This window comes from Methyloversatilis universalis FAM5 (assembly GCF_000214035.2).
GTDB classification, from domain to species: domain Bacteria; phylum Pseudomonadota; class Gammaproteobacteria; order Burkholderiales; family Rhodocyclaceae; genus Methyloversatilis; species Methyloversatilis universalis.
Genome location: NZ_AFHG01000052.1, coordinates 26,944 through 50,437, shown reverse-complemented (window position 1 = coordinate 50,437; position 23,494 = coordinate 26,944). Strand labels below are relative to the sequence as shown.

General features: G+C 69.3%; 16 protein-coding genes. 7 read left to right on the top strand and 9 right to left on the bottom strand.

The window, feature by feature from the left end; all coding sequences use genetic code 11:
• Nucleotides 1-645: 645 nt before the first annotated feature.
• The 8 genes from METUNV1_RS11285 to METUNV1_RS11250 form a co-directional block, all read right to left on the bottom strand.
• Nucleotides 646-1,842: an acetyl-CoA C-acyltransferase gene (locus tag METUNV1_RS11285; RefSeq protein WP_008061813.1), complete on the bottom strand. Its 1,197-nt coding sequence runs from the start codon at nucleotides 1,840-1,842 to the stop codon at nucleotides 646-648.
• A 13-nt stretch (nucleotides 1,843-1,855) separates the two neighbouring features.
• Complete coding sequence (locus METUNV1_RS11280; protein ID WP_008061811.1) at nucleotides 1,856-4,237, bottom strand: 3-hydroxyacyl-CoA dehydrogenase/enoyl-CoA hydratase family protein; 2,382 nt, start codon at nucleotides 4,235-4,237, stop codon at nucleotides 1,856-1,858.
• 70 nt (nucleotides 4,238-4,307) lie between these two features.
• Nucleotides 4,308-5,618: an OmpP1/FadL family transporter gene (locus tag METUNV1_RS11275; protein WP_008061808.1), complete on the bottom strand. Its 1,311-nt coding sequence runs from the start codon at nucleotides 5,616-5,618 to the stop codon at nucleotides 4,308-4,310.
• A gap of 80 nt (nucleotides 5,619-5,698) precedes the next feature.
• Nucleotides 5,699-6,106 carry an acyl-CoA thioesterase gene (locus METUNV1_RS11270; protein WP_043359760.1) on the bottom strand — a complete coding sequence of 136 codons (408 nt, stop codon included), beginning with the start codon at nucleotides 6,104-6,106 and terminating at the stop codon, nucleotides 5,699-5,701.
• A gap of 1 nt (nucleotide 6,107) precedes the next feature.
• The gene (locus METUNV1_RS11265) at nucleotides 6,108-8,111 is read right to left on the bottom strand and encodes a 3-hydroxyacyl-CoA dehydrogenase NAD-binding domain-containing protein (protein WP_008061805.1); all 2,004 of its coding nucleotides are present in this window, start codon (nucleotides 8,109-8,111) and stop codon (nucleotides 6,108-6,110) included.
• Nucleotides 8,108-9,391, bottom strand: a complete 1,284-nt coding sequence (locus tag METUNV1_RS11260) for an acetyl-CoA C-acetyltransferase (RefSeq protein WP_008061803.1) — start codon at nucleotides 9,389-9,391, stop codon at nucleotides 8,108-8,110. The genes METUNV1_RS11265 and METUNV1_RS11260 overlap by 4 nt, the downstream gene beginning before the upstream one ends.
• A gap of 9 nt (nucleotides 9,392-9,400) precedes the next feature.
• Nucleotides 9,401-11,893 (bottom strand): acyl-CoA dehydrogenase, encoded by a 2,493-nt coding sequence (locus tag METUNV1_RS11255; RefSeq protein WP_008061801.1) that lies wholly within the window; start codon nucleotides 11,891-11,893, stop codon nucleotides 9,401-9,403.
• A gap of 62 nt (nucleotides 11,894-11,955) precedes the next feature.
• On the bottom strand, nucleotides 11,956-12,642 hold the full coding sequence (locus METUNV1_RS11250) for a TetR/AcrR family transcriptional regulator (protein ID WP_008061799.1): 687 nt from the start codon (nucleotides 12,640-12,642) through the stop codon (nucleotides 11,956-11,958).
• Nucleotides 12,643-12,796: 154 nt separating this feature from the next.
• Here METUNV1_RS11250 and METUNV1_RS11245 point away from each other — a divergent pair, with 154 nt between their 5' ends.
• The 6 genes from METUNV1_RS11245 (at nucleotide 12,797) to METUNV1_RS11220 (ending at nucleotide 21,809) form a co-directional block, all read left to right on the top strand.
• Nucleotides 12,797-13,444 (top strand): CerR family C-terminal domain-containing protein, encoded by a 648-nt coding sequence (locus METUNV1_RS11245; RefSeq protein ID WP_008061798.1) that lies wholly within the window; start codon nucleotides 12,797-12,799, stop codon nucleotides 13,442-13,444.
• The gene (locus METUNV1_RS11240) at nucleotides 13,434-14,912 is read left to right on the top strand and encodes an efflux transporter outer membrane subunit (protein WP_008061796.1); all 1,479 of its coding nucleotides are present in this window, start codon (nucleotides 13,434-13,436) and stop codon (nucleotides 14,910-14,912) included. Before METUNV1_RS11245 ends, METUNV1_RS11240 begins: the two co-directional genes overlap by 11 nt.
• A complete protein-coding gene (locus METUNV1_RS11235; protein WP_008061794.1) occupies nucleotides 14,909-16,036 on the top strand; it encodes an efflux RND transporter periplasmic adaptor subunit in 1,128 nt (375 codons plus the stop codon). The genes METUNV1_RS11240 and METUNV1_RS11235 overlap by 4 nt, the downstream gene beginning before the upstream one ends.
• Nucleotides 16,033-19,125: an efflux RND transporter permease subunit gene (locus tag METUNV1_RS11230; RefSeq protein WP_008061782.1), complete on the top strand. Its 3,093-nt coding sequence runs from the start codon at nucleotides 16,033-16,035 to the stop codon at nucleotides 19,123-19,125. The genes METUNV1_RS11235 and METUNV1_RS11230 overlap by 4 nt, the downstream gene beginning before the upstream one ends.
• 250 nt (nucleotides 19,126-19,375) lie before the next feature.
• Nucleotides 19,376-21,340 carry a pyrroloquinoline quinone-dependent dehydrogenase gene (locus METUNV1_RS11225; RefSeq protein ID WP_232416333.1) on the top strand — a complete coding sequence of 655 codons (1,965 nt, stop codon included), beginning with the start codon at nucleotides 19,376-19,378 and terminating at the stop codon, nucleotides 21,338-21,340.
• 100 nt (nucleotides 21,341-21,440) lie between these two features.
• Nucleotides 21,441-21,809: a c-type cytochrome gene (locus tag METUNV1_RS11220; RefSeq protein ID WP_043359758.1), complete on the top strand. Its 369-nt coding sequence runs from the start codon at nucleotides 21,441-21,443 to the stop codon at nucleotides 21,807-21,809.
• A 7-nt stretch (nucleotides 21,810-21,816) separates the two neighbouring features.
• Here the strand turns inward: METUNV1_RS11220 and METUNV1_RS11215 are convergent, their stop codons facing one another.
• Nucleotides 21,817-22,020 (bottom strand): heavy-metal-associated domain-containing protein, encoded by a 204-nt coding sequence (locus METUNV1_RS11215; RefSeq protein WP_008061772.1) that lies wholly within the window; start codon nucleotides 22,018-22,020, stop codon nucleotides 21,817-21,819.
• Between the two features lie 119 nt (nucleotides 22,021-22,139).
• Here METUNV1_RS11215 and METUNV1_RS11210 point away from each other — a divergent pair, with 119 nt between their 5' ends.
• A complete protein-coding gene (locus METUNV1_RS11210) occupies nucleotides 22,140-23,381 on the top strand; it encodes an MgtC/SapB family protein (RefSeq protein WP_008061771.1) in 1,242 nt (413 codons plus the stop codon).
• The last annotated feature ends 113 nt before the right edge of the window (nucleotides 23,382-23,494 follow it).

The window sequence follows — 23,494 nt, the reverse complement described above, 5'->3', positions numbered from 1 at the left end:
GAGCTTATACCGCCGGTGGAAGCCTGAACTGAAGCCGGCGGTCCGCCAAAGCCGCCTCGCGGAAAAATCACTGCGCCTACGCAAAACCCGATTGCATACGGATCCCTGAGGCGAACGGCTGTCGGAGCCTGCCGCGCCCCGCTGCATGCCCACCCTTCGCACCAGCCCCCGTCGGAGGGACGCCCCGCCGCGATGCGGCGCATGCTCACGCACCATCTCCGGCTCCACGCACGGATCGCGGCGAGGGCGCCGCTCCCACGGAAAATACGAACTGCATCCCGAAACTCGAAGCGCGCGTCGGACAGACGACTGCGGCACCCGGCGGCTTGCTCCACCCTTCGCGCCGGTCCTCGTGGGAGCGGCGCCCCGCCGCGATGAGGCACATGCTCACGCACCATCTCCGGCTCCAGGCATGGATCGCGGCGAGGGCGCCGCTCCCACGGAAAATACAAACTGCATCCCGAAACTCGAAGCGAGCGTCGGACAGACAACTGCCGCACCCGACGGCACGCTCCACACTTCGCACCGGCCCCCGTGGGAGCGGCGTCCCGCCGGGATGCGGCGGAGGCTCACGCGTCATCCCCGACTCCACGGCACGATCGAAGCGGAAGCGCCCCACCCGCTGAAACGCGGCGTTTGCCGCCGCTAGACCTTCTCGAACACCCCGGCCGCCCCCATGCCGGTACCGATGCACATGGTCACCATGCCGGTGCGCGCTTCGCCGCGCTGCATCGCGGCGATGACGGTGGCGGTGCGGATGGCGCCGGTGGCGCCCAGCGGATGACCGAGCGCAATGGCGCCGCCGAGCGGGTTCACCTTCGCCGGATCGAGATCCAGCGTGCGAATGACCGCCAGCGCCTGCGCGGCGAAGGCCTCGTTCAGTTCGATCCAGTCGAGGTCGGCCTGCACGACGCCGGCCTGTTTCAGCGCGCGCGGGATCGCCTCGACCGGACCGATGCCCATGATTTCCGGCGGCACGCCGGCGACCGCGAAACTGCGGAAACGGGCGATCGGCCTCGCACCGGTGCGCTGCAGCGCCGCCTCCGACATCAGCAGCACCGCCGCCGCACCGTCCGACATCTGCGAGCTGTTGCCGGCGGTGACCGAGCCCCGGGCCGCGAATACCGGCCGCAGCTTCGCCAGCCCTTCGGCGGTGGAATCGGCGCGCGGGCCTTCGTCGGTATCGAACACCCGCTCGACGATGCGCACCGTGTTGCTCGTCAGGTCGGGCAGGTGGCTGCGCACCATGTATGGCCGTATCTCGTCAGCGAAACGGCCGGCGGCGATCGCCGCCAGCGCCTTCTGATGTGACGCGAGCGCGAAGGCGTCCTGGTCCTCGCGCGACACCGCGTACCTGTGCGCCACCTTCTCCGCCGTCAGGCCCATGCCATAGGCGATGGCCACGTTCTCCGGCGACTCGAAGGCGCGCGGATTCACCGTCACCTTGTTGCCCATCATGGTCGGCATCACCGTCATCGATTCGGTGCCGGCGCCGATGGCGATGTCGCACTGGCCGGTCATGATCTTCATCGCGGCGTCGGCCACCGCATTGAGGCCGCTGGCGCAGAAGCGGTTGATCGTCACACCGGGCACCGACACCGGAAAGCCGGCCAGCAGCAGTCCGATGCGGGCGACATTCATGCCCTGCTCGGCTTCCGGCATCGCGCAACCGACCACCACGTCGCCGATGTCGTTCAGGTCGAATTCAGGCACCGCGTCGACCACGCCGCGCAGCACGTGCGCCAGCATGTCGTCCGGCCGCACGTGGCGGAAGGCGCCACCCTTCTTCGCCACCGGCGTACGTTTGGCGGCGACGATATAGACATCCTGTATCTGTTTCATCGCGAATCTCCCGTCAGTTCCGCAGCGGCTTGCCGGTGTCCATCATGTGCGCGATGCGCGCCTGGGTTTCCTTCGTACGCAGCAGATCGACGAACAGCGCACGCTCGACCTCGAGCAGCCACTGTTCGTTCACCCGAGTGCCGGTCTCGATGTCGCCGCCGCACAGCGCAGTCGCCGACGCGTGCGCGACGCGGTAGTCGTGCGCCGAAATCAGACCGCCCTCGCGCATATTCACCAGCATCATGTCCAGCGTGGCGATGCCGCTGCGGCCGGCCACCGGAATGTCGACTGCCGGCAGCGGCGGTCGCCAGGCCGATTCGGCCATCGCGATCGCGTTGCGCCGCGCGACATGCAGCAGTTCGCCGGCATGCATGACGACCACATCGTCCTGCTTCAGCAGGCCCATCTCCTGCGCGTGGCGCGCGCTTTTCGATACCTGAGCCATGGCGATGGTCTGGAACACCGACTGCAGGAAATTCATCGGATCCTTCGTTGCCGAAGTCTCGGCCGCGCGGGCGGCACGGATCGCGAATTCCTTGCAGCCGCCGCCGGCCGGAATGACACCGACCCCCGCTTCGACCAGACCGATATAGCTTTCCAGCGCCACCACCGCGCGCGGCGAATGCATGACGAATTCGCAGCCGCCGCCGAGCGCCATGTTCTGCACCGCGGCGATGACCGGCACCTGGGCGTACTTGATCGCCATCGACGCCTGCTGGAAGTCGTTGATCACCCGGTCCAGCGTCGCGAAGTCGCCCGCCTCCAGCACCGGGCGGATCTGCTTCAGGTTGGCGCCGACCGAGAACGGTCCCTGCGGCTGCCAGATCACCAGACCGTCGAAATCGCGCTCGGCGCGCGCGATCGCTTCGCGGATGCCGTCGAGCACCTTCGGACCGACGCAGGACAGGCGGCTCTTGAAGGACAGCACCGGCACCCGCTCGCCGTCGGCGTCGTCCAGCGTCCACAGCCGTACTTCATCGCCTTCCCACACCGTATGCGTCGCGCGCGGCACTTCGGCCGGCATGCGCTCCGGAAAGAGCTGGCGCGGCGACACGACGCGCGCCTCCAGCTTTGCGGCCGAGGCGGACCACGAACCCGCCGCCTCATGCACGCCGTGGCGCTCGAACACCCAGGCCGGCAGCGGCGCATCCGACATCGCGCGGCCGGCGGCGATGTCCTCGCGCAACCATTCCGCGACCTGCTGCCAGCCGGCGCCCTGCCAGGTTTCGAACGGGCCGGCGCTCCAGCTGAAGCCCCAGCGCATTGCGAAGTCGACGTCGCGCGCGTTGTGGGCGATGTCGCCCAGATGCACCGCGACGTAATGGAACACGTCGCGGAAGATGGACCACAGGAACTGCGCCTGCGGATGCCCGCTCGCGCGCAGCGCGGCCAGCTTCATCGCCGGATCGCGCTCGGCAAGGATGGCCTGCACCTCTTCGGCAATGGTGCCGGCGGCGTCGCGGTAATCCTGCAGCGCGAGATCCAGCACCTTGATCGCCTTGCCGTCCTTGCGATAGACGCCGGCCTTGGTCTTCTGGCCGAGCGCGCCGCGCTCGACCAGTGCGGCCAGCCAGGCGGGAGCGACGTAGTGGCGGTGCCACGGATCGTCCTGCAGATTGTCGGTCATGGTCTTGACGACATGCAGCAGCGTGTCGAGGCCGACCACGTCGGCGGTGCGGTAGGTGGCCGACTTCGGCCGGCCGATGGCCGGACCGGTCAGCGCGTCGACCTCGTCGAAACCGAGGCCCAGTCGTACCGTGTGTTGCATCGCCGCCAGCATCGAGAACACACCGATGCGGTTGGCGACGAAATTGGGCGTGTCGAGCGCGCGCACGACGTTCTTGCCCAGCGTCGTGGTCAGGAAATCCTCCAGCCGGGCCAGCAGCGCAGCGTCGGTCGTGCGCGCCGGAATCAGTTCGACCAGCGCCATGTAGCGCGGGGGATTGAAGAAATGCACGCCGCAGAAGCGGCTGCGCATCGCGTCCGGGCAACCGTCGGCCAGCGCGTTGATCGACAGGCCGGAGGTGTTGGTGGCGAAGATCGCATCGCTGCGCAGATGCGGCGCCACCTTGGCGTACAGCCCGTGCTTCCAGTCCATGCGCTCGGCGATGGCTTCGATCACCAGATCGCAGTCCGCCAGTCGCGCCGCGTCGCGATCGTAGTTCGCCACCTCGATCTGGGCGGCGCGGTCGGCAGTGGCCAGCGGCGCCGGTTCCAGCTTCTTCAGCCCGGCGAGCGCGCGCTTCACGGTGGCGTCCGGATCGCCCTCCTTCGCGGCCAGGTCGAACAGGATGACGGGAACGTTCGCGTTGGCGCAGTGGGCGGCGATCTGCGCGCCCATCACGCCGGCGCCCAGTACGGCGACGCGACGGATGCGGAATCTGGAGGATGTCACGATGCGGACTCCCGGGAGAGGCGGACCGGCCGCGCGCGGCGACCGGTCCGGGTACGACAGGAAGAGCGGATCAGAAGCGGGTCGAGTACTGCACGCCGAGGATATCGACCGAGTTCTCGTATTCGCCGACCAGCGTGCCCTTGAGCAGCGCGCTGCCGCCGTTGTTGTTCACGCTGGCGTCCTTGACGAACAGGTGGGCGTAGCCGACGTCGACCGCAGAGCTGGCGTCCGGCCGCCACTGCACGCCGAAGGACAGCCACACGCGGTCCTCGTCGGGCACGCGCGGCAGGCGGGTGCTTTCGCGCACCGGCGTCTGGTCCCAGGCCAGGCCGAACTTCAGGCTCACCGCGTCGCTGTAGGCGTAGGTGCCGCCGAAGGCGACCCGCCAGGTGTCACGCCACCGCAGTTCCTCGGTCGTCACCACCGTGCCATTCACGTTGACCACCTGCAACTGCTGCAGCGAGGACCAGCCGGTCCAGCTCAGGTCGCCCATCATGGTCCACCGGTCGGAAATCTTCTGATGCACGCTCAGCGTGGCGGTGTCCGGCAGTTCGACGTCGGCGGTCACCTTGCCGCCGCGGGTGCCGTTCAGCACGCCGGCGACCACGTTGCCACCCGCGTTCAGGCCGGTGAAGGCGGCGGTGCCTTCCAGCTTGTAGTCCATTTTCGAGCGATAGGCCGCACCGATGCGGGTGCTGTCCGACACCTGCCACAGCGCGCCGATGTTCCAGCCCCAGGCGGTGTCATCGCCCTTGATGCGCCCGCGCGCGAGCGAGCCGGCCAGACCCGGGTTGGTGACCATATTGGTCAGGTCCGCATCGATGCGCTGGAAATTGAGGCCGACGCCCAGCGACAGCACGTCATTCACCTTGAAGGCGACCGACGGGTTGATGTTCACCGTCTTGATCTCCGACTTCACCGCATGGAAGCGGCCCACCCAGTCCGGCGAATACTCGGTCTTCAGCCCGAACGGGGCGCCCACGCCGAGGCCGGCGGTGACGCGGTCGGTCAGCTGCCAGGTCATGTAGCCGGCCGGAATGCCGGCCCAGTCGCCGGCGTCGCCGCCGTTGCCGCCCACGCCCTGACCCGGCGGCACGGTCGATCCCTGATTGCTGAACTTGGCCGAGGGCCGCACCAGGTCGACCGAGAAGGCGACATTGCGGCCGGGCAGCAGCGTCATGCCGGCCGGGTTGAAGAACACCGTGCTGGCGTCCTCGGCCACGGCGGCGCTGCCTGCATAGGCATTGCCCAGACCGCTCGCGTTGCCTTCGAGCAGCTGGAAGGCGGCAGCGTGGCTGGCCGTCGAACCGAGGGCACCCAGCGCGATGGCCAGTACCTTCATCGCGGTGCCGGTGGCGCGGCGCTGTGTCGTCTGCATCATGTCTCCTCCTGTGTGCGTCATCGAATGGGTGCTGCTTTCAGAGCGTGCCCCGGCACTGGGCACGCAGGATAGGGTCGGGCTCACGGCTTCGCGGGGTCAGGCGGAATAGCCCGCTTGCTGCCGTCCTCGTTCATCGCCACGTAGGTGAGCTGCGCGGTCGCCACCTTGAGCACGCGCAGGTTCTCGTATCCGGTTTCGGCATAGACATCGACATCGACCACGATGGACGTGGTGCCCACCCGCGCGACGCGGGCGTAGAAGGACACCAGATACTGGGTCGTGATCGGCTGCAGGAACACGAAGGAATTGACCGCGACCGTCACCACCCGGCAGCGGGTGCGGCGCATCGCGGCAATGGAGCCGGCCACGTCGACCTGCGACATGACCCAGCCACCGAAGATGTCGCCGGCGGCATTGAGATCGCGCGGCATGGGCAGCATGCGCAGCGCGGGTTGTTCGTCCGGAAGGTGTTCGGTTGCAGTACTCATTTCAGTGTGCGTGGTGTGCGTTCAGGACCGTGCCAGAGGCGCTGCGTCCGGGATGGGAGGCCGCATCATAGTGCAGCGGCCCGCCGGTGTAGGGGGCGAATCCGGCACCGAAAACGAGGCCGGCATCGGCAAGGTCCGCGTCGCCTACGACTGCGTTATCGACGCAGCGGCGGGTCACCTGAATCAGCGGTGCCAGCAGCCGCTCGGTCAGACCAGCCGGCACCGCGGCCGGCTGCGCGCGTTCGGGGTGCCCGTCCTTCCATGCGTAGAAGCCTTGCCCGGTCTTGCGGCCGAGATGGCCCTGCTCGACCCGCGCCTGCAGGCAGGCCGGTGCCGCGGCCCCGCCGGTCAGCCGGCTGCCGGCGGCCATCGCGATGTCCAGCCCCACGGTGTCCGCGAGTTCGACCGGCCCCATGGCCATGCCGAAATCGAGGGCTGCGCGGTCCACCACCTCGGGCGGCAGGCCCTCGTCCATGCATTTCATCGCTTCCAGCATGTAGGGACCGAGCACCGCATTGACCAGGAAGCCGGGCGCGCTGCCCACCGGCAGCGGCAGCTTGTCGAGCGCGCCGACGAAGGCGGCGGCGCGCTGCACCGCGCTGTCGGTACTGCCTGCGCCGCGCACTACCTCGACCAGCGGCATCTTTGCCACCGGATTGAAGAAGTGGATGCCGACCAACCGGCTGGGCGCCTGCAGCGCGCGCGCGATGTCCTCGATGCGCAGGCTGGAGGTATTGGTCGCGATCAGCGCCTCCGGCTTCGCGCGCCGTTCGACGTCGGCGAGCAGGGTCTGCTTCGCTTCGAGGTCCTCGTAAATGGCTTCGATGATCAGATCGGCACCGGCCGCTGCAGCACCGGTCGGGTCCGGCACCAGCCGGTCGAGCGCGTCGCGCAGCGCCTTGCGGTCGCGGCGGAACTTGCGCGCGAAGGCCTTCGCCGCCCGCTGCATGGCCGGCGCGATGCGTTCGAGCCCGTTGTCCTGCAGCGTCACATGGAAGCCGCGCAGCGCGCACCAGGCGGCGATGTCGCCGCCCATGACGCCGGCGCCGACCACGTGCACCCGGCGTATCGGCGGCAGCGCGCTGTCCGCCTTGGCGAATCCGCGCAGTCGTTCGCGCAGGTGATACACCCGCTGCAGACTGGCGGTGGTCGGGTGGGCCACCAGCGACGCCATCGACGCCGGATGCGCGGCCGGCACCGCCAGCGCGTTGCCACCGAAATCGCGCCAGATCTCGACGATGGCGTAGGGTGCCGGGTAGTGACGGCGCGCCGCCTTCTTCGCCACGCCTTCCAGCGCCTTCTTCGCCACCGTGCCGCGCAGCGGACCGAGCAGCAGGCGCTGCAGCAGCGGCAGCGCGCGCCGCGGCGGATCAGCCAGCACGCGGGCACGCGCGTGTTCGCGCATCAGCCGCGCCGGCGCGATCTCGTCGACCAGCCCGGCGGCCTTCGCACGCTTCGCGTCCAGTGCGCGTCCGGTCAGCATCATGTCGAGTGCTGCCGGCGCACCGATACGCTGCGGCAGCCGCAGCATGCCGCCCCAGCCGGGCACGATGCCCAGCAGCACTTCCGGCAGCGCGAAGCGGGTGCCCGGCTCGTCGACCGCGACGATGTGGCGACAGGCGAGCGCCAGTTCGGTGCCGCCGCCAACGCAGAAGCCGCGAACCAGCGCGCAGGTCGGGTAAGGCACCGCCGCCAGCCGGTTGAACAGGTTCCAGCCGCGGCCGACGATGTCGCGCGCGCCCGCTTCGTCCTTCACCGCGCCGAATTCGCCGATGTCGGCACCGGCAATGAAACCGCCCGCCTTGCCGGACAGGATGACCAGCCCTTTCGGTGGTGCCGCATCGAGCGCGTCGAGCACCGCGCCCAGTTCGCGCATCGCCTCGCCGGACAGCGTGTTCACGTGCTCGCCGGCGCGATCGAAGGTGAGCCAGGCCACGTCGCCGGCATCGCGTTCGAGCCGCCAGTGGCGGAAGGTGTTCGCCTGCACGCTCATCTCCGCAGTCATACGGTCTCCACCAGCATCGCGCCGCCCTGCCCGCCGCCGATGCAGATGGCCGCCATGCCGCGGCCGCCGCCCTGACGGCGCAGCACGTGCAGCAGATGCAGCACGATGCGCGCACCACTGGCGCCGACCGGATGACCGATGGCGATCGCGCCGCCGTCGACGTTGAGCTTTCTTTCGTCCAGCGTACCGAGCGCCTGTGACAGTCCGAGCTGTTCGCGGCAGTACCCGTCGGATTTCCACGCCTCGACGCAGGCGATGATCTGGGTGGCGAAGGCTTCGTTGATTTCCCAGGCGTCGAGGTCGTTCAGGCCCAGGCCGTGCCGCTGCAGGATGGGCGTGGCGGCATGCACCGGCCCCAGCCCCATCTGCGCCGGATCGAGCGCCGCCCACTGGCTGTCGACGATGCGACCCAGCGGCGTCAGCCCGTACTGGTCCACCGCCCGGCGCGACGCCAGAAGCAGCCAGCTCGCGCCGTCGGTCACCTGCGAGCTGTTGCCCGCGGTCACCCGACCCTGCCGGCGGTCGAACACCGGGCGCACTTTCGCCAGCCGGTCGACCGACGAATCGCGACGCAGGCCGTCGTCCTCGGCGTACAGCGTGCCGTCGCTGCCGGTCAGTGCGGCAATTTCGCCGAAGGCGCCCTCATCCACCGCACGGGCGGTGCGCTGATGCGAGCGCATCGCGTAGAAATCCATCTGCGTGCGGGTGATGCCGAAGCGGGTAGCGAGATTTTCGGCGGTCTGTCCCATGTTCAGCCCGATCACCGGATCGGTCAGGCCGCGGATGAGGCCGATCACCGGCGCCAGCATGGCCGGCCGGAACTTCGTCAGCAGCGCGGCGCGCTGGCCCAGCGACTTCGCCGCGTACCACTGCGACAGCCAGCGCACCATGGCGTCGGAAAACAGCAGGTGGGCACGCGACAGCGCGTCGACACCGCCGGCCAGCACCAGATCGGCACGGCCGCGCTGGATGTTGGCCAGGGCCGAATCCAGCGCCTGCATGCCGCTGGCGCAGTTGCGCATCACGGTCCAGCCAGGCACGCGGTCGCCGCAGCCCATGCGCAGCGCGGCGATGCGGCCGATGTTCGCCTCGTCCGCCGACGGCGCGGCGCAGCCGAGGATGACTTCGTCCAGCCGGTCCGGCGCGAAGGGCTGGCGGGCCAGCAGCGCGTTGCCGGCAGCCACCGCCAGATCGGCCGCGGCAAACGGCCCAGGCGTGTTGCGGGACTTCAGGAAGGGCGTTCGCGCACCATCGACGACGAACACGTCAGGCAGGGACATGGACTCTCCTCAGGCGGCCAGCGCGTTCACGTGACGCGCTTCGACCGGGGCGGCAGCTTCGGCCTCTGCACCGAAGTCCTGCGGGAAATCGTCGACCTTCACCACGCGGTCGCGCAGCTGGTCGCGCCGTTCGATCAGCGCGCGCTCGGCCGCGTCGATCAGGCCGGCGTCGACCGCCGCCTGCATCAGCGCCGGGCCGCGCGCCTTCAGTTCGCCGCGCTTCTGCGCCGCGCGCAGCCGGGCCTCGATCGCCTCTGCGGCCACGGTCGCTTTCAGCGCCAGCTCGATGGCGGCGACCGGCTCGTGCTCGTCCTGCGGCAGATACATGTCCGCGGTCAGCCGGTCGCGGCTGGCGCCCGGCTCGATCAGGCACTTTGCAACCTGCGTGCCCAGGCGGTCAGACGGCACCACATAGGGCCGGCCGAGCGGAAAGATGAGCGCGCGCAGCAGCACCGCGAGGGCGCGGTTCGGGAAATTGGACATGACGCCTTCGAAGGCGTGCTGCGCCTGATACATCGCGTCCCAGATCGCCCAGTGCATCAGCGGCGCGTCTTCGGCCTGACGGCCGTCCGCCTCATAGCGCTTCAGCGTGGCCGAGCACAGGTACATCAGCGACAGGATGTCGCCCAGCCGCGCCGACAGCCGCTCCTTGCGCTTGAGGTCGCCGCCCATTGTGAGCATGGCGGCGTCGGCCAGAAAGGCGAAGGCGGTCGAGAAGCGCGTGAGCTGCTGGTAGTAGCGCCGGGTTTCCGGCGCCACGCCGGCCGGCACGCCGACCCAGTGCGAGCCGGTGAGTCCGGTCACCAGCGCGCGCACCGCGTTGATGACGGTGTAGCCGATGTGGGCGAACAGCGCCGAATCGAATTCGGCCAGCGCGGCCGGCGTGTCCTCGGCCAGCGCGGCGCGCATTTCGCGCAGCACGTAGGGATGGCAGCGCACCGCACCCTGACCGAAGATGATGAGGCTGCGGGTCAGAATGTTGGCGCCCTCGACCGTGATGCCGATCGGGATCTGCTGGTAGGCGCGGCCGAGGAAGTTGGACGGGCCCAGACAGATGCCCTTGCCGCCCAGGATGTCCATGCCGTCATTGACCACGCTGCGGGCGCGCTCAGTGATGTGGTACTTCACGATGGCCGACACCACCGACGGCTTTTCGCCTAGATCGATGGCGGCTGCGGTCATGCGGCGCGCCGCGTCCATCATGTACAGATTGCCGCCGATGCGGGCCAGCGGCTCCTGTATGCCCTCGAAGCGGCCGATCGCGGTCTTGAACTGGCTGCGCACCCGGGCATAGCCGCCCACCGCACGCGCGGTGAGCTTGGCCATGCCGGTGTTCGACGCCGGCAGCGAGATCGAGCGGCCGGCGGCCAGACACTCCATCAGCATGCGCCAGCCCTGCCCCGCCATCGCCGGGCCGCCGATGATCCAGTCCAGCGGCATGAACACGTCCTTGCCCCAGTTCGGCCCGTTCTGGAACACCGCATTGAGCGGGAAATGGCGGCGGCCGATCTGCACGCCCGGATGGTCGGTCGGGATCAGCGCGCAGGTGATGCCGAGGTCTTCCACCTCGCCCAGCAGGTGCTCCGGGTCGTACAGCCGGAAAGCCAGCCCGAGCAGCGTGGCGACCGGGCCCAGCGTGATGTAGCGCTTGTCCCAGGTCACCCGCATGCCCAGCACCTCGCGCCCCTGGTGCATGCCACGGCATACGATGCCGTAATCGGGAATCGACGCCGCATCCGACCCGGCCTGCGGGCTGGTCAGCGCAAAGCAGGGGATTTCGAGGCCCCTGGCGAGGCGCGGCAGGTAGTGGTCCTTCTGCGCATCGGTGCCGTAGTGCAGCAGCAGTTCCGCCGGGCCGAGCGAGTTCGGCACCATCACCGTCACCGCCGAGGCCGAACAGCGGGTCGACAGCTTGGTCACGATCTGCGAGTGCGCCCAGGCGGAAAACGCCTTGCCGCCGTACTTCTTCGGAATGATGAGGCCGAGGAAGCCCTTGTCCTTGATGTACTGCCAGGCCTCGGGCGGCAGATCCATCAGCTCATGCGAAATGCGCCAGTCGTCGGACAGCCGGCACAGCTCATCGACCTCGTGGTCGAGAAAGGCCTGTTCCTCCGCGGTCAGTGCCGGTTCCGGATAGGCGTGCAGCCTTGTCCAGTCCGGATGGCCGCGGAACAGTTCGCCCTCCCACCACACGGTGCCGGCTTCCAGTGCGATGCGCTCGGTGTCGGACATCGGCGGCAGGATGCGGCGGTAGAGCGCCAGCAGCGGTTTCGATACCAGCGCACGACGCAGCGGTGCGATGTTCAGCAGCAGCGCCGGCACGCCGAGCAGCAGCGCCAGCGCGACCCGCACCGGCAGCGGCCAGTCGTACTGCACCGCGGCCACTGCCAGCCCGCCGGCCAGGACCGCACAGTGCAGCCACAGCGGCGCGCGACGGTAGGCCAGCACGACGAAGACCAGCGCGAAGCCGATCAGCCACAGCAGCGGAGTCAGTGCGTTCATCCTCGTCTCCTTCCCTGTCCAGTCCCGGGCACGAACCGCGAGCAATCGGTACGCCCTGCCATTCAGACCGCCTCCGGCAGCGGCGCCCGCAGCCCGCCGAGCAGGAAGCTCATCAGCCGCGGCACCATGCGCTTCATCGCATCCGGGCCCTCGACCTGCACGCCGGTCACCGCCTGCAGCGCGTCCAGCCCCGACACCGCGTGCGACATGGCGCCGAACATGAAATGCAGCCGCCACACGATGTCCTCGACCGGCACCGTCGGCAGCGCGCGGCTCAGCGCGTCGCGGTAACGGGCGATCACCGGTGCGTACTCGACCGCCAGGCAGTCGCGTACCACCGCCGACGGCTCGGTGAAGGTGCGGCCGAGCAGACGCATGAATTCACGCCCCTGCCCGCTTTCCGCCGCCATGGTCAGCGATCCGCCGAAAAAGCACTCGACGATGGTGCGCGCCTTGACCGGTGCGTCGCCGGCGACCGCTTCCGCCTCGTCCAGCGCCTGCATGCGCAGCGCGTTCAGCGGCTGCAGCCGGCGCAGGATGACCGCGCGCACCAGTTCGTCCTTGCTGCCGAAGTGGTAATTGACCGCCGCCAGATTGACGCCGGCGGTGGTGGTGATCATGCGCATCGACGTGGCTTCGAAGCCGTGGGCGGCGAACAGCGTCTGCGCCGCGTCAAGGATGAGGGCCCGGGTTTCGTTCGCGGGTTCGCCCTTGCGACGGGCGCGGAGCGGCAGCGTAGGCAGGTCCATGCGCAAATTCAAACGTTCGTTTGATCGTACGATCAAAGATAAGCAGCGTTCAGTGCCCTGTCAATCCTGCACCGCCGCAATGACCGGAGCGTGTTGACAGTCAATCGTTTGATTCATAGAGTGCGCGGACTAAATCAATCGATTGATTCACTGCATGGAACACGACGCATCCGCCGCCCGCCAGCGCCTGCTGGACGCCGCACTCCGGCTGTTCGCGGCGCGTGGCTACGAGGGCGCGACCACACGCGAAATCTGCGACGCGGCCGGCGCCAACCTGTCGGCCATCCGCTACTACTTCGGCGACAAGGCCGGCCTGTACCGCGCCACCTTCTGCGAGCCGCTGGGCGAACCGACCGATCCGGCGCGGCTGGCCGACATCGCCGCGCTGCCGCTGCGCCCGGCGCTGACCGCCTTCTTCCGCGAATTCCTGCTGCCGCTCAAGCACAGCGACGCGGTGCAGCTGGTGATGAAGCTGCACTTCCGCGAAATGATCGAACCGACCGGGCTGTGGCAGGACGAGATCGACGCCGAAATCCGCCCGCAGCACGACTGGATGGTCGAGCGGCTGCGTACCGAACTCGGGCTGGACGCACCGGACACCGATGTGCAGCGGCTGGCGGTGGCGGTCATTTCGATGGCGGTGCATTACTACGTGGGCCGCGAGCTGATCGATCTGCTGGCGCCCGACCTGCTCGCCAGCCCCGAGGCGATCGACCTGCTGGCGAAACGGCTGGCCGGGTACGCGGTGTCGATGATCGAGGGCGAGCGGCTGCGGCGGAAGGGAGAAGGCGATGCGCACTAGGCATGCAGCCCCTTGGCTGCTGACCCTGGTCGCGGCGGCGCTGACCGGTTGCGCCAGCGAGCGCGGCCTGTTCACTACACTGGGCCCGGACCATGAAACGCCCGCCCCGCGCAGTGCCGAGGCGTGGCAGACCGGCACGCCGGACGGCGTGCAGCTGGCCCATGACGGACGGATCGAAGCGCTGGCGGCATGGTGGGCCGGCTTCAATGACCCGCTGCTGATCGAGCTGCAGCAGGCAGCGCAGGACGCCAGCGCCGACCTCGCCGCCGCCCGCGCGCGCATCGTGCAGGCACGCGCCGACGCGGTGGCCGCGGGCGCGGCCAGTCTGCCCGCGCTCAGCGTGGACGCCTCGGTGAACCGTTCGTCCTTCACCTTCGGCGGTCCGGCCACGCTGCGCACCCAGCAGCAGATCGGCCTGCAGGCCAGCTGGGAAGTCGATCTGTTCGGCGGTCTGGCGCGCGAGCGCGAGGCGGCACGCGCCCAGCTGCTGTCGCGCACTGCGGCCTGGCATGACGCCCGCGTCGCGCTGGCGGCGGAAACCGCGGACGCCTATCTGGCGGTGCGCGACTGCGCGCGCCGGCTGGACCTCGCCGAAGCCGACCACGCCTCGCGTCGGGCGTCGCTGGACAGCACCGAAAAGCTGGTCGAGGCCGGCTTCCAGCCGCCGTCGGAGCGCGCGCTGGCGCGTGCGCTGGTGGCCGACGCCGCGTCGCAGGTCGCCGCGCTGCGCGCCGACTGCAGCCGCAACGTGAAACGCCTGGTCGAACTGACCGCACTGGACGAAGCCACGCTGCGCGCCCGCCTCGCCAGCGACCCGCTGCGCCTGCCGCAGCCGCCGGTATTCACGCTGGACGCGGTGCCGGCGCGCGCACTGCGGCAGCGCCCGGACGTGGCCGCCGCCGAGCGCGAGGTGGCGGTCGCCAGCGCGCGCATCGGCGTGCAGGAAGCGTCGCGCTATCCGGCGCTCAGCCTGAGCGGCAACATTTCGCCCACCCGCATCGCGATCAACGGCGGGCCGGCAGTCACCACGCGGACATGGTCCATCGGCCCCACGCTCACGCTGCCGCTGTTCGACGCAGGCCGCCGCGCGGCGAATGTGGACGCCGCACGCGCGGAATACACCGCACGCGCCAGCGCCTTCGACGCCACCGTGCGCCGCGCAGTGCGCGAGGTGGAAGACGCGCTGGTACGGCTGGACGCCGCGGCCGCACGACTGCCGGAAGCCCGCGCCGCCGAGCGCGACCACGCCACCCGGCTGGCGGCGGTAGAGGCGCAGCGCGCGGCCGGCCTGGCCCGGCTCGACGATGTCGAAACCGCCCGTCGCGCCACGCTGGCGGCCCGCAGCCAGTGCCTTGCGCTGGAACAGGAACAGGTCGCTGCCGCCATCGCGCTCTACCGCGCAAGCGGCGGTGACTGGGCGCTGTCGCCCGAATTCGACGCATTCCCGCATCCCGAGGTGTCCCGATGACACGCCCTGCATTCCCTTTCGTTCGTTTCACCGCGTCCGGCCCGCTGGCAGGCCTCATGGCAGGCCTGGCGCTGCTGCTGGCCGGCTGCGGTGAAGCGCCTTCCGACACGCCGCCCAAGGCCGCCAAGCCGGCGCTGACCGCCACCCTGGTCCAGCCCGCCCGCAGCACGCTGCCCGACGGCCTGCAGGTGAATGGCAGCATCGCCGCCTGGCAGGAGGCGCTGATCGGCACCGAAGTGAGCGGCCTGAAACTGGTTGAGGTGCGCGCCGACATCGGCGACCGGGTGAAAGCCGGCCAGCTGCTCGCGCGCTTCGACGACGAAACCGTGCGCGCCGATCTGGCCCAGGCCGAAGCCGCCGCGCAGGAAGCCACCGCAGCACTCGACGAAGCGGCGCAGAACGCCGCCCGCGCGCGCCGGCTGGAAGGCAGCGACGCGCTCAGCGCGCAGCAGCTCACCCAGTACCGGGTGGCGGAACAGACCGCACAGGCGCGGCTGGCGTCGGCCCGCGCACAGGTGCAGCAGCAGACGCTGAGGCTGGCGCGCACCCGCGTGCTGGCGCCAGACGACGGCGTCATTTCGGCACGCAGCGCCACGCTGGGCGCGATCGGCAATGCCGGCGAGCCGCTGTTCCGTCTGGTGCGCGGCAGCCGGCTGGAATGGCGGGCGGAAGTGACCGCGGACGAACTGCCGGCGCTGCGCCCGGGTCTGCCGGTCACGGTGAAGGCGCCCGGCCTGCCGCCGGTCGACGGCCGCATCCGCACGCTGGCGCCGACGCTGGACCCGCAGACCCGCAACGCGCTGGTCCATGTCGACCTGCCCGGCGGCTACGAGAAGGGCCTGCGGCCCGGCGTGTTCGCCCGCGGCCAGATCGCGCGCGGCGCGCGCGAGGCGCTCACTGTGCCACTGCAATCGCTCAGCCTGCGCGACGGTCACCGCTATGCCTTCCGGGTGAGCGCACAGGAAGGCGATCTGGCCACGGTGGCGCAGGTGAAGGTGGACACCGGCCTGCTCGCCGGCGACCGCATCGAGGTGCGCGCCGGTCTGGCCGCCGAGGATCGCATCGTCGCCAGCGGCGGCACCTTCCTCGCCGACGGCGACCGGGTGAAGGTGGTGGCGCCATGAACCTGTCCGCCTGGAGCATCCGCAACCCGCTGCCGGCGCTGGTGCTGTTCGTGCTGCTCACGATGGCCGGCCTGCTCGCCTTCAGTTCGATGAAGGTGCAGAACTTCCCTGACCTCGACCTGCCGACCATCACGGTGAGCGCCGCGCTGCCGGGTGCGGCCCCCGGCCAGCTCGAGAATGACGTCGCGCGCAAGATCGAGAACTCGATCGCCACGCTGCAGGGCCTCAAGCACATCACCACCCGCATACAGGACGGCGTGGTCACCCACATCGTCGAGTTCCGTCTGGAGAAGCCGGTGCAGGAGGCGCTGGACGAGGTGCGCTCGGCAGTGCAGCGGGTGCGCTCCGACCTGCCGAACGATCTGCGCGATCCGGTGGTGACCAAGCTCGATCTGGCCGCTACGCCGGTGCTGGCCTTCACCGTGTCGTCGTCACGGCTGGACGAGGAAGGCCTGTCCTGGTTCGTCGACGACGTGGTCGCGCGCAAGCTGCTCGCGGTGCCCGGTGTCGGTGCGGTGAACCGGGTCGGTGGCGCGAAGCGCGAAGTGCGGGTGGAACTGGACCCGCTGCGTCTGCAGGCGCTGGGCGCCAGTCCGGCCGACGTGTCGCGCCAGCTGCGGCAGATGCAGATCGAAGCCACCGGCGGCCGTGCCGACCTCGGTGCCGGCGAACAGCCGCTGCGTACGCTGGCCACCGCCGAAACCGTCGATACGCTGCGCGGCTACCAGATCGCGCTGGCCGACGGTCGCCGCGTGCGGCTGGAGCAGATCGCCACCATCCGCGACACGGTGGCCGAGCGCCGCTCGGTCGCGCTGCTCGACGGCCGCGAAGTGGTGGGTTTCGAAGTCACGCGCAGCCGCGGCGCCAGCGAAATCGAGGTGGGCCGCGGCGTGCAGGCGGCGATCGAATCCCTGCGCGCCGAGCACCCGGACATGACGGTGACCGAGGCCTTCAACTTCGTGAAGCCGGTGCAGGAGGAATTCGATGGCTCGATGACCATGCTGTACGAGGGCGCACTGCTGTCGGTGCTGGTGGTGTGGGCCTTCCTGCGCGACGGACGCGCCACCTTCGTGTCCGCGGTGGCGCTGCCGCTGTCGGTCATCCCGGCCTTCATCGGCATGTATCTGTTCGGCTTCTCGATCAATGTGGTGACGCTGCTGGCGCTGTCGCTGGTGATCGGCATCCTGGTTGATGACGCCATCGTCGAGGTGGAGAACATCGTCCGCCACCTGAAGATGGGCAAGACGCCGCTGGAGGCGGCGCGCGAAGCGGCGGACGAGATCGGGCTGGCGGTGATCGCCACCACCTTCACGCTGATCGCGGTATTCCTGCCGACCGCCTTCATGAGCGGCATCGCCGGCCGCTTCTTCAAGCAGTTCGGCTGGACCGCCGCGCTGGCGGTGTTCGCCTCGCTGGTAGTGGCCCGCCTGCTCACGCCGATGATGGCCGCCTATCTGCTGAAGCCGGCGACGCACGCACAGCAGGAGGACGGCTGGCTCATGCGCCGCTACCTCGCGTTCGCGCGGCTGTGCATCCGCCACCGGCATCTGACGGTGATCGCGGCCGCCGCCTTCTTCGTCGCGTCGCTGGCGCTCATTCCACTGCTGCCCAAGGGCTTCATTCCGCCAGACGACAATCCGCAGACCCAGGTGTTCATCGAACTGCCGCCGGGCGCCACGCTGGCGCAGACCCGCGAGCTGGCGGAACAGGCGCGCCAGCGGCTGATGAAGATCGAGTACGTGCAGCGGGTCTACACCACGATAGGCAGCGGCGCGGTCGGCAACGACCCGATCTCGGCCCAGGGCGAGCCGGAAGTGCGCAAGGCCACGCTCACCGTGCTGCTGGCCGAGCGCAGCGAACGCAGCGTGCGCAAGCAGGTGACCGAACAGCAGATCCGCGCCGCCATCGCCGACCTGCCCGGGGTACGCACCAAGGTGGGCCTCGGCGCCTCGGGCGAGAAGTACATCCTGGCGCTGAGCGGCGAGGATCCGGCCACGCTGGCGGAAGCGGCCCGCGCGGTGGAAAAGGATCTGCGCACCATTCCAGGCATCGGCAGCATTTCGTCGAGCGCGGCACTGCTGCGGCCGGAAATCGCGGTGCGGCCGGACACCGCGCGCGCCGCCGACCTCGGCGTCAGCGCGGCGGCGATCGGCGAAACGCTGCGGGTGGCTACGGTGGGCGACTACGACCAGTTCCTGCCCAAGCTCAACCTGCCGCGCCGCCAGGTGCCGATCACGGTGCGGCTGCCGGACGCCGCACGCAAGGATCTGGATCTGCTCGCGCGGCTGCCGGTGCCGACGCTGCGGCCGGGCGCCGGGCCGGTCATGCTGGGCCAGGTGGCTACGCTGGAACTGTCCAGCGGGCCGGCGGTGATCGACCGCTACGACCGGCTGCGCAACGTGAATTTCGAGATCGAACTGTCCGGCGTACCGCTCGGCGAGGTGAGCGCCGCGGTGCAGGCACTGCCCAGCATCAACGCGCTGCCGCCGGGCATTTCGCAGGTGGTGGTGGGCGATGCCGAAACGATGAACGAACTGTTCGCCAGTTTCGGTCTGGCCATGTTCACCGGCGTGCTGTGCATCTATCTGGTGCTCATCCTGCTGTTCAAGGACCTGCTGCAGCCGGTCACCATCCTGGCCGCGCTGCCGCTGTCGATCGGCGGCGCCTTCATCGCGCTGCTGCTGACCGGCAAGAGCTTCTCGATGCCGTCGCTGATCGGTCTGATCATGCTGATGGGCGTGGCGACCAAGAACTCCATCCTGCTGGTGGAATACGCCATCGTCGCGCGGCGCGACCACGGCCTGTCGCGCATCGACGCGCTGATCGACGCCTGCCACAAGCGCGCGCGCCCCATCGTGATGACCACCATCGCGATGGGTGCCGGCATGCTGCCGATCGCGGTCGGCTTCGGCTCGGCGGATCTGTCCTTCCGCAGTCCGATGGCGATCGCGGTGATCGGCGGGCTCATCACCTCGACCTTCCTCAGCCTGCTGGTGATCCCGGTGGTCTATACCTATATCGACGACGCCGAAGGGCTGCTGCGCCGGCTGTTCCGCCGGCGCAGACAGGCGGCATCGAGCGCCGCCTGATGCTTCACATCTGACTCATTCCTGCCTCACGCCTGAGACAGCTGCCTCTCCGCCGGGAGACAGCCGTCTCGGGAAGTCCTCCCGGAATCGGCCGAACCCGGCACCCTGAAGATTCCGCTCCCGGACATTCCGGGAGCATTTCCCGTTCCTCGATCTGGCATCGGTATTGCGCTGTGAGACAGGCACGCCGCGGCTGTCCGCACAGCTCGCATGGCGTGCTCCACGCACATCAGACGGAGAGAGGAAAACGATGAAAACTCCCATGCGACCGGCCCTCAGGCCGGTGGTCAGCGCGCTTTGCATAGCGCTGTTCTGCGGCAGCGCAGCCGCGAACAACTGGGCCGAATACAACGGCGACAAGGCGGGCTCGCGCTACCTGGCCGGCGGCAAGGTGAATGCGCAGTCGGTGAAGTCGATGAAGGTGGCCTGGCGCTGGTCCATGCCGGACAACAAGGTGTGGCAGGACAACGCCGAACTGCGCACCTGGGTGAACCAGTCCACGCCGCTGGCCATCGACGGCGTGCTGTATTCCAGTTCGCCGATGGCCATGGTGTCGGCCATCGACGGCAGCACCGGCAAGACGCTGTGGACCTACGATCCGAAGGCCTATGTCGAAGGCACGCCGCCCAACCTCGGCTTCATCAGCCGCGGCCTGTCCTACTGGGCGGATGGCAAGGACAAGCGCATCCTGGTCGGCACCGGTGACGGCTACCTGATCGCGCTGAACGCCAAGACCGGCAAGCCGATCGAAAACTGGGGCGACAAGGGCCGCATCGATCTGACCAAGGGCCTGCGCCGCTTCGTCGATCGTTCGCTGGTATCGCTCACCTCGCCGCCCATCGTGTGCGGCAACACCGTGGTGCCCAGCCTGGCGGTGCTCGATTCGTTCGCGGTCGGCCGCTCGCCGATGAAGTCTCACCCGCCGGGCGACATCCAGGCCTTCGACATCCGCACCGGCAAGCGCGTGTGGCATTTCGAGCAGCCGCCGCAGGAAGGCCAGCCGGGCAACGAAACCTGGGAAGACGGTTCGTGGAAGACCACCGGCTCGGCAAACATGTGGGCGCGTCCGAGCTGCGACGAGGAACTGGGCCTGGTCTATCTGCCCTTCTCGACCCCGACCAACGACTTCTACGGCGGCCACCGCAAGGGCAACGGCCTGTTCGGCGAATCGGTGGTGGCGCTCAACGCGAAGACCGGCAAGATCGCCTGGTACCAGCAGATCGTGCATCACGGCCTGTGGGACTACGACCTGCCGACCGCACCCAACCTGATGGACCTGACGGTCAATGGCAAGAAGGTGAAGGCGCTGGCCCAGGTGACCAAGCAGGGCTTCGTGTTCACCTTCGACCGCAGCACCGGCCAGCCTGTGTGGCCGATCACCGAAAAGCCGGTGCCGCAATCCACCGTGCCCGGCGAACGGTCGTCGCTGACCCAGCCCTTCCCCAGCCTGCCGGCGCCCTTCGTGCAGCAGGGCGTGACCGAGGACGACCTGATCGACCTGACGCCGCAGCTGAAGGAAGAGGCGAAAAAGATCCTGTCGCGCTACAACTACGGCCCGCTCTACTACCCGCCCACGCTGGACAAGGCAGGCACGCTGCAGGTACCGGGCGTGCTCGGCGGCGCCAGCTGGGCCGGCGCCGCGCACAACCCGAAAACCAATGTGCTGTACGTCCCGTCCTTCACCATCCCCTTCGGCATCAAGCTGAAGAAGGAGAACGAAGGCGTGTACGACTACACCGGCACCTGGGCGGGTGTGGGCGGCCCTCAGGGTCTGCCGCTGTTCAAGCCGCCTTTCTCCACGGTCACCGCGATCGACATGAACACCGGCAAGCACCTGTGGCGCATTCCGGCGGGCAAGGGTCCGGTCGACCATCCGGCGCTCAAGGACCTGAAGCTGGACCGCGTCGGCGTACCGCGTGAGAGCTTCATCGCGCTGACCGACGAGGTGCTCTTCCTCGCACCGGAAGGCACGAACTCGGTGATCGGCCTGTCATCGCGCGGCAACGCGCTGATCACCCAAGCGACCGCCGAGGAGAAGGAGCCCTTCCTGTACGCGCACGATGCGCGCACCGGCAATCTGCTCGGCGAAATCAGGCTGCCGGGCGCCGCCTTCGGTGCGCTGATGACCTACCGGGCCAACGGCAGGCAGTACGTCGTGGTGCCGATCGGGGGCGCCGGTCTGCCGGCCGAACTGGTCGCGGTGCAGGTCGACTGAGCATGACCCGGCGGCGGGTGCCCGCTGCCGGTTGCCGTCACGTCGCGCCCCTCCCGCGGCGTGACGGCATTCCAGAACAACGCATCACCCGGAATCCTTCATGAAGACACCTACATTCATTTTTTTCGCGCTGATGGGCTGCATGGCTTCGGCCATGGCCTTCAACGCGGTGCTGCCGGACAAGGCGGCAGAACCGGGCGCATCGGCCGGACCGGCGCCCTTCGACCTGCGTGACCCGGCCCGCATCAAGGCGGGCATGGCGCGCTTCCAGTCCACCTGCGCCGACTACTGTCACGGCCACAAGCCGGCGCTGTTCATCGACCGCGACGGTCTGGAAGCCGAATACGTGTTCAACACGATACGCGACGGCGGCAAGGGCGCGACGCCGATGCCGCCCTGGGGCGAAGTGTTCTCACAGGACGAGATCTGGGAACTGGTGGCCTACATCCGCTCGCTCGGAAAGTGGTGAGCGGCGGTCAGCGCAGCACGTAGCCGTCGTCCTCCAGCGCCTGGCGGATGTCGGCTTCGCACACCAGCGGGTTGTGCTCGATGCTGATGACGCCGGTCGCCAGCGCGACCTCGACCAGGCTGATGCCCGGCAGTTCGTGGATGGCGTTGATGATGTCGTGAACGTCGTCCTCGCCGCGCAGGCCGTCGACGGTGATGAGCGTGGTATGCATGGCTGTTCTCCGGAAACGGTCCGTACTTTACAGGCGCCCGCGGCCGGCGGGTCGGCGGCGGTCGCCCGCGACGCGCTCATCGTTTAAGGTGACGGCATGAGCACATCGCGTCATCCCGCATGCCCGCCGATCTCGATCCGCGCCTGACCGGACTGGCTGCCGCGCTGGGCATCGGCCTGCTGATCGGCATCGAGCGCGAGCGGCGCAAGGGCGAAGGCCCGACCCGCAGCGCCGCCGGTCTGCGCACCTTCGCGCTGGTGTCGCTGCTCGGCGCGCTCGCCATGCTGCTGGGCGGCGGCATCACGCTGGCGGTGCTGGCCGCCTCGGTCGGTCTGCTGGCGGTCGTGTCCTACCGCCGTTCGCGCGACGACGACCCGGGCCTCACCACCGAAATCGCGCTCATCCTCACCTTCGCGCTGGGCGCACTCGCGATGCAGGATGCGCCACTGGCCACCGGCGTCGGTGTGGTGGTCGCCATCGCGCTCGCGGCACGCAGCGCACTGCACCGCTTCGTCGTGCGCGCGCTGTCGGAGCAGGAGGTGCACGACGGCCTGCTGCTGGCCGCCGCGGCCCTGGTCATCCTGCCGCTGGTGCCGGACCGCGCGATCGACCCGCTGGGCGCAGTGAACCCGCGCACGCTGTGGCGGCTCGCGGTACTCATGATGACGATCAACGCCTGCGGCCACATCGCGCTGCGGCTGGTCGGGCCGGCCCGCGGTCTGTCCTTCGCCGGCTTTGCCTCCGGATTCGTATCCAGCACCGCCACCATCGCCGCCATGGGCGCACATGCGCGTCGCCAGCCGGCCCTGCGTGCCGCCGCGGTGTCCGGCGCCGTGCTGTCGTCGCTGGCCACCGTGCTGTATCTGGCGCTGCTGCTGACCGCCGCCAGCCCGGCGGTGCTGCGTGCGCTGACCCCTTCGCTGCTGGCGGCAGGCCTGACCGCCGCCGCCTACGGGGTGCTGTGCGCGCTACGCGGTACCCGGGCGCACGACGGCGAACCGCCACCGCCCGGGCGCCCGTTCAATCCGCGGCTGGCCCTGCTGTTCGCCGCCACCATGGGCGGTCTGATGCTGGTGACCGCCTGGCTGACCGACCGTTACGGCGCAGGCGGTGCCGGCCTGGCCGCCGCGCTGGCCGGCTTCGCCGACGCCCATTCGGCGGCCGCGGCGGTCGCGGCGCTGCAGGCCGGCGGCCGCATCACTCCCGAACAGACGGTGCTGCCGATACTGGCCGGCTTCAGCACCAATGCGCTGAGCAAGCTGGTGGTGGCGTTCACCGCCGGCGACCGCGCATTCGCGGCCCAGGTGGTGCCGGGCGTCCTGCTGTCGGTGGGTGCGGCCTGGCTGGCGCTGCTGCTGTGACCCGGGTTCGCGTCTTCACAGGCTGCGGCCGCCGACGCTGAACATCGCGACGCGCAAGCGGCTACAGCGCCGCGTTACGATCCTGCCGACCGGAGAGACGCCATCCCGCCTTC

Bases quoted from the DNA above. Each gene is read 5' to 3' on its own strand.
- METUNV1_RS11285 (WP_008061813.1), bottom strand. From the start codon at position 1,842: ATGAAACAGATACAGGATGTCTATATCGTCGCCGCCAAACGTACGCCG.
- METUNV1_RS11275 (WP_008061808.1), bottom strand. From the start codon at position 5,618: ATGATGCAGACGACACAGCGCCGCGCCACCGGCACCGCGATGAAGGTA.
- METUNV1_RS11270 (WP_043359760.1), bottom strand. From the start codon at position 6,106: ATGAGTACTGCAACCGAACACCTTCCGGACGAACAACCCGCGCTGCGC.
- METUNV1_RS11265 (WP_008061805.1), bottom strand. From the start codon at position 8,111: ATGACTGCGGAGATGAGCGTGCAGGCGAACACCTTCCGCCACTGGCGG.
- METUNV1_RS11260 (WP_008061803.1), bottom strand. From the start codon at position 9,391: ATGTCCCTGCCTGACGTGTTCGTCGTCGATGGTGCGCGAACGCCCTTC.
- METUNV1_RS11255 (WP_008061801.1), bottom strand. From the start codon at position 11,893: ATGAACGCACTGACTCCGCTGCTGTGGCTGATCGGCTTCGCGCTGGTC.
- METUNV1_RS11250 (WP_008061799.1), bottom strand. From the start codon at position 12,642: ATGGACCTGCCTACGCTGCCGCTCCGCGCCCGTCGCAAGGGCGAACCC.
- METUNV1_RS11245 (WP_008061798.1), top strand. From the start codon at position 12,797: ATGGAACACGACGCATCCGCCGCCCGCCAGCGCCTGCTGGACGCCGCA.
- METUNV1_RS11240 (WP_008061796.1), top strand. From the start codon at position 13,434: ATGCGCACTAGGCATGCAGCCCCTTGGCTGCTGACCCTGGTCGCGGCG.
- METUNV1_RS11235 (WP_008061794.1), top strand. From the start codon at position 14,909: ATGACACGCCCTGCATTCCCTTTCGTTCGTTTCACCGCGTCCGGCCCG.
- METUNV1_RS11230 (WP_008061782.1), top strand. From the start codon at position 16,033: ATGAACCTGTCCGCCTGGAGCATCCGCAACCCGCTGCCGGCGCTGGTG.
- METUNV1_RS11225 (WP_232416333.1), top strand. From the start codon at position 19,376: ATGAAAACTCCCATGCGACCGGCCCTCAGGCCGGTGGTCAGCGCGCTT.
- METUNV1_RS11220 (WP_043359758.1), top strand. From the start codon at position 21,441: ATGAAGACACCTACATTCATTTTTTTCGCGCTGATGGGCTGCATGGCT.
- METUNV1_RS11215 (WP_008061772.1), bottom strand. From the start codon at position 22,020: ATGCATACCACGCTCATCACCGTCGACGGCCTGCGCGGCGAGGACGAC.
- METUNV1_RS11210 (WP_008061771.1), top strand. From the start codon at position 22,140: ATGCCCGCCGATCTCGATCCGCGCCTGACCGGACTGGCTGCCGCGCTG.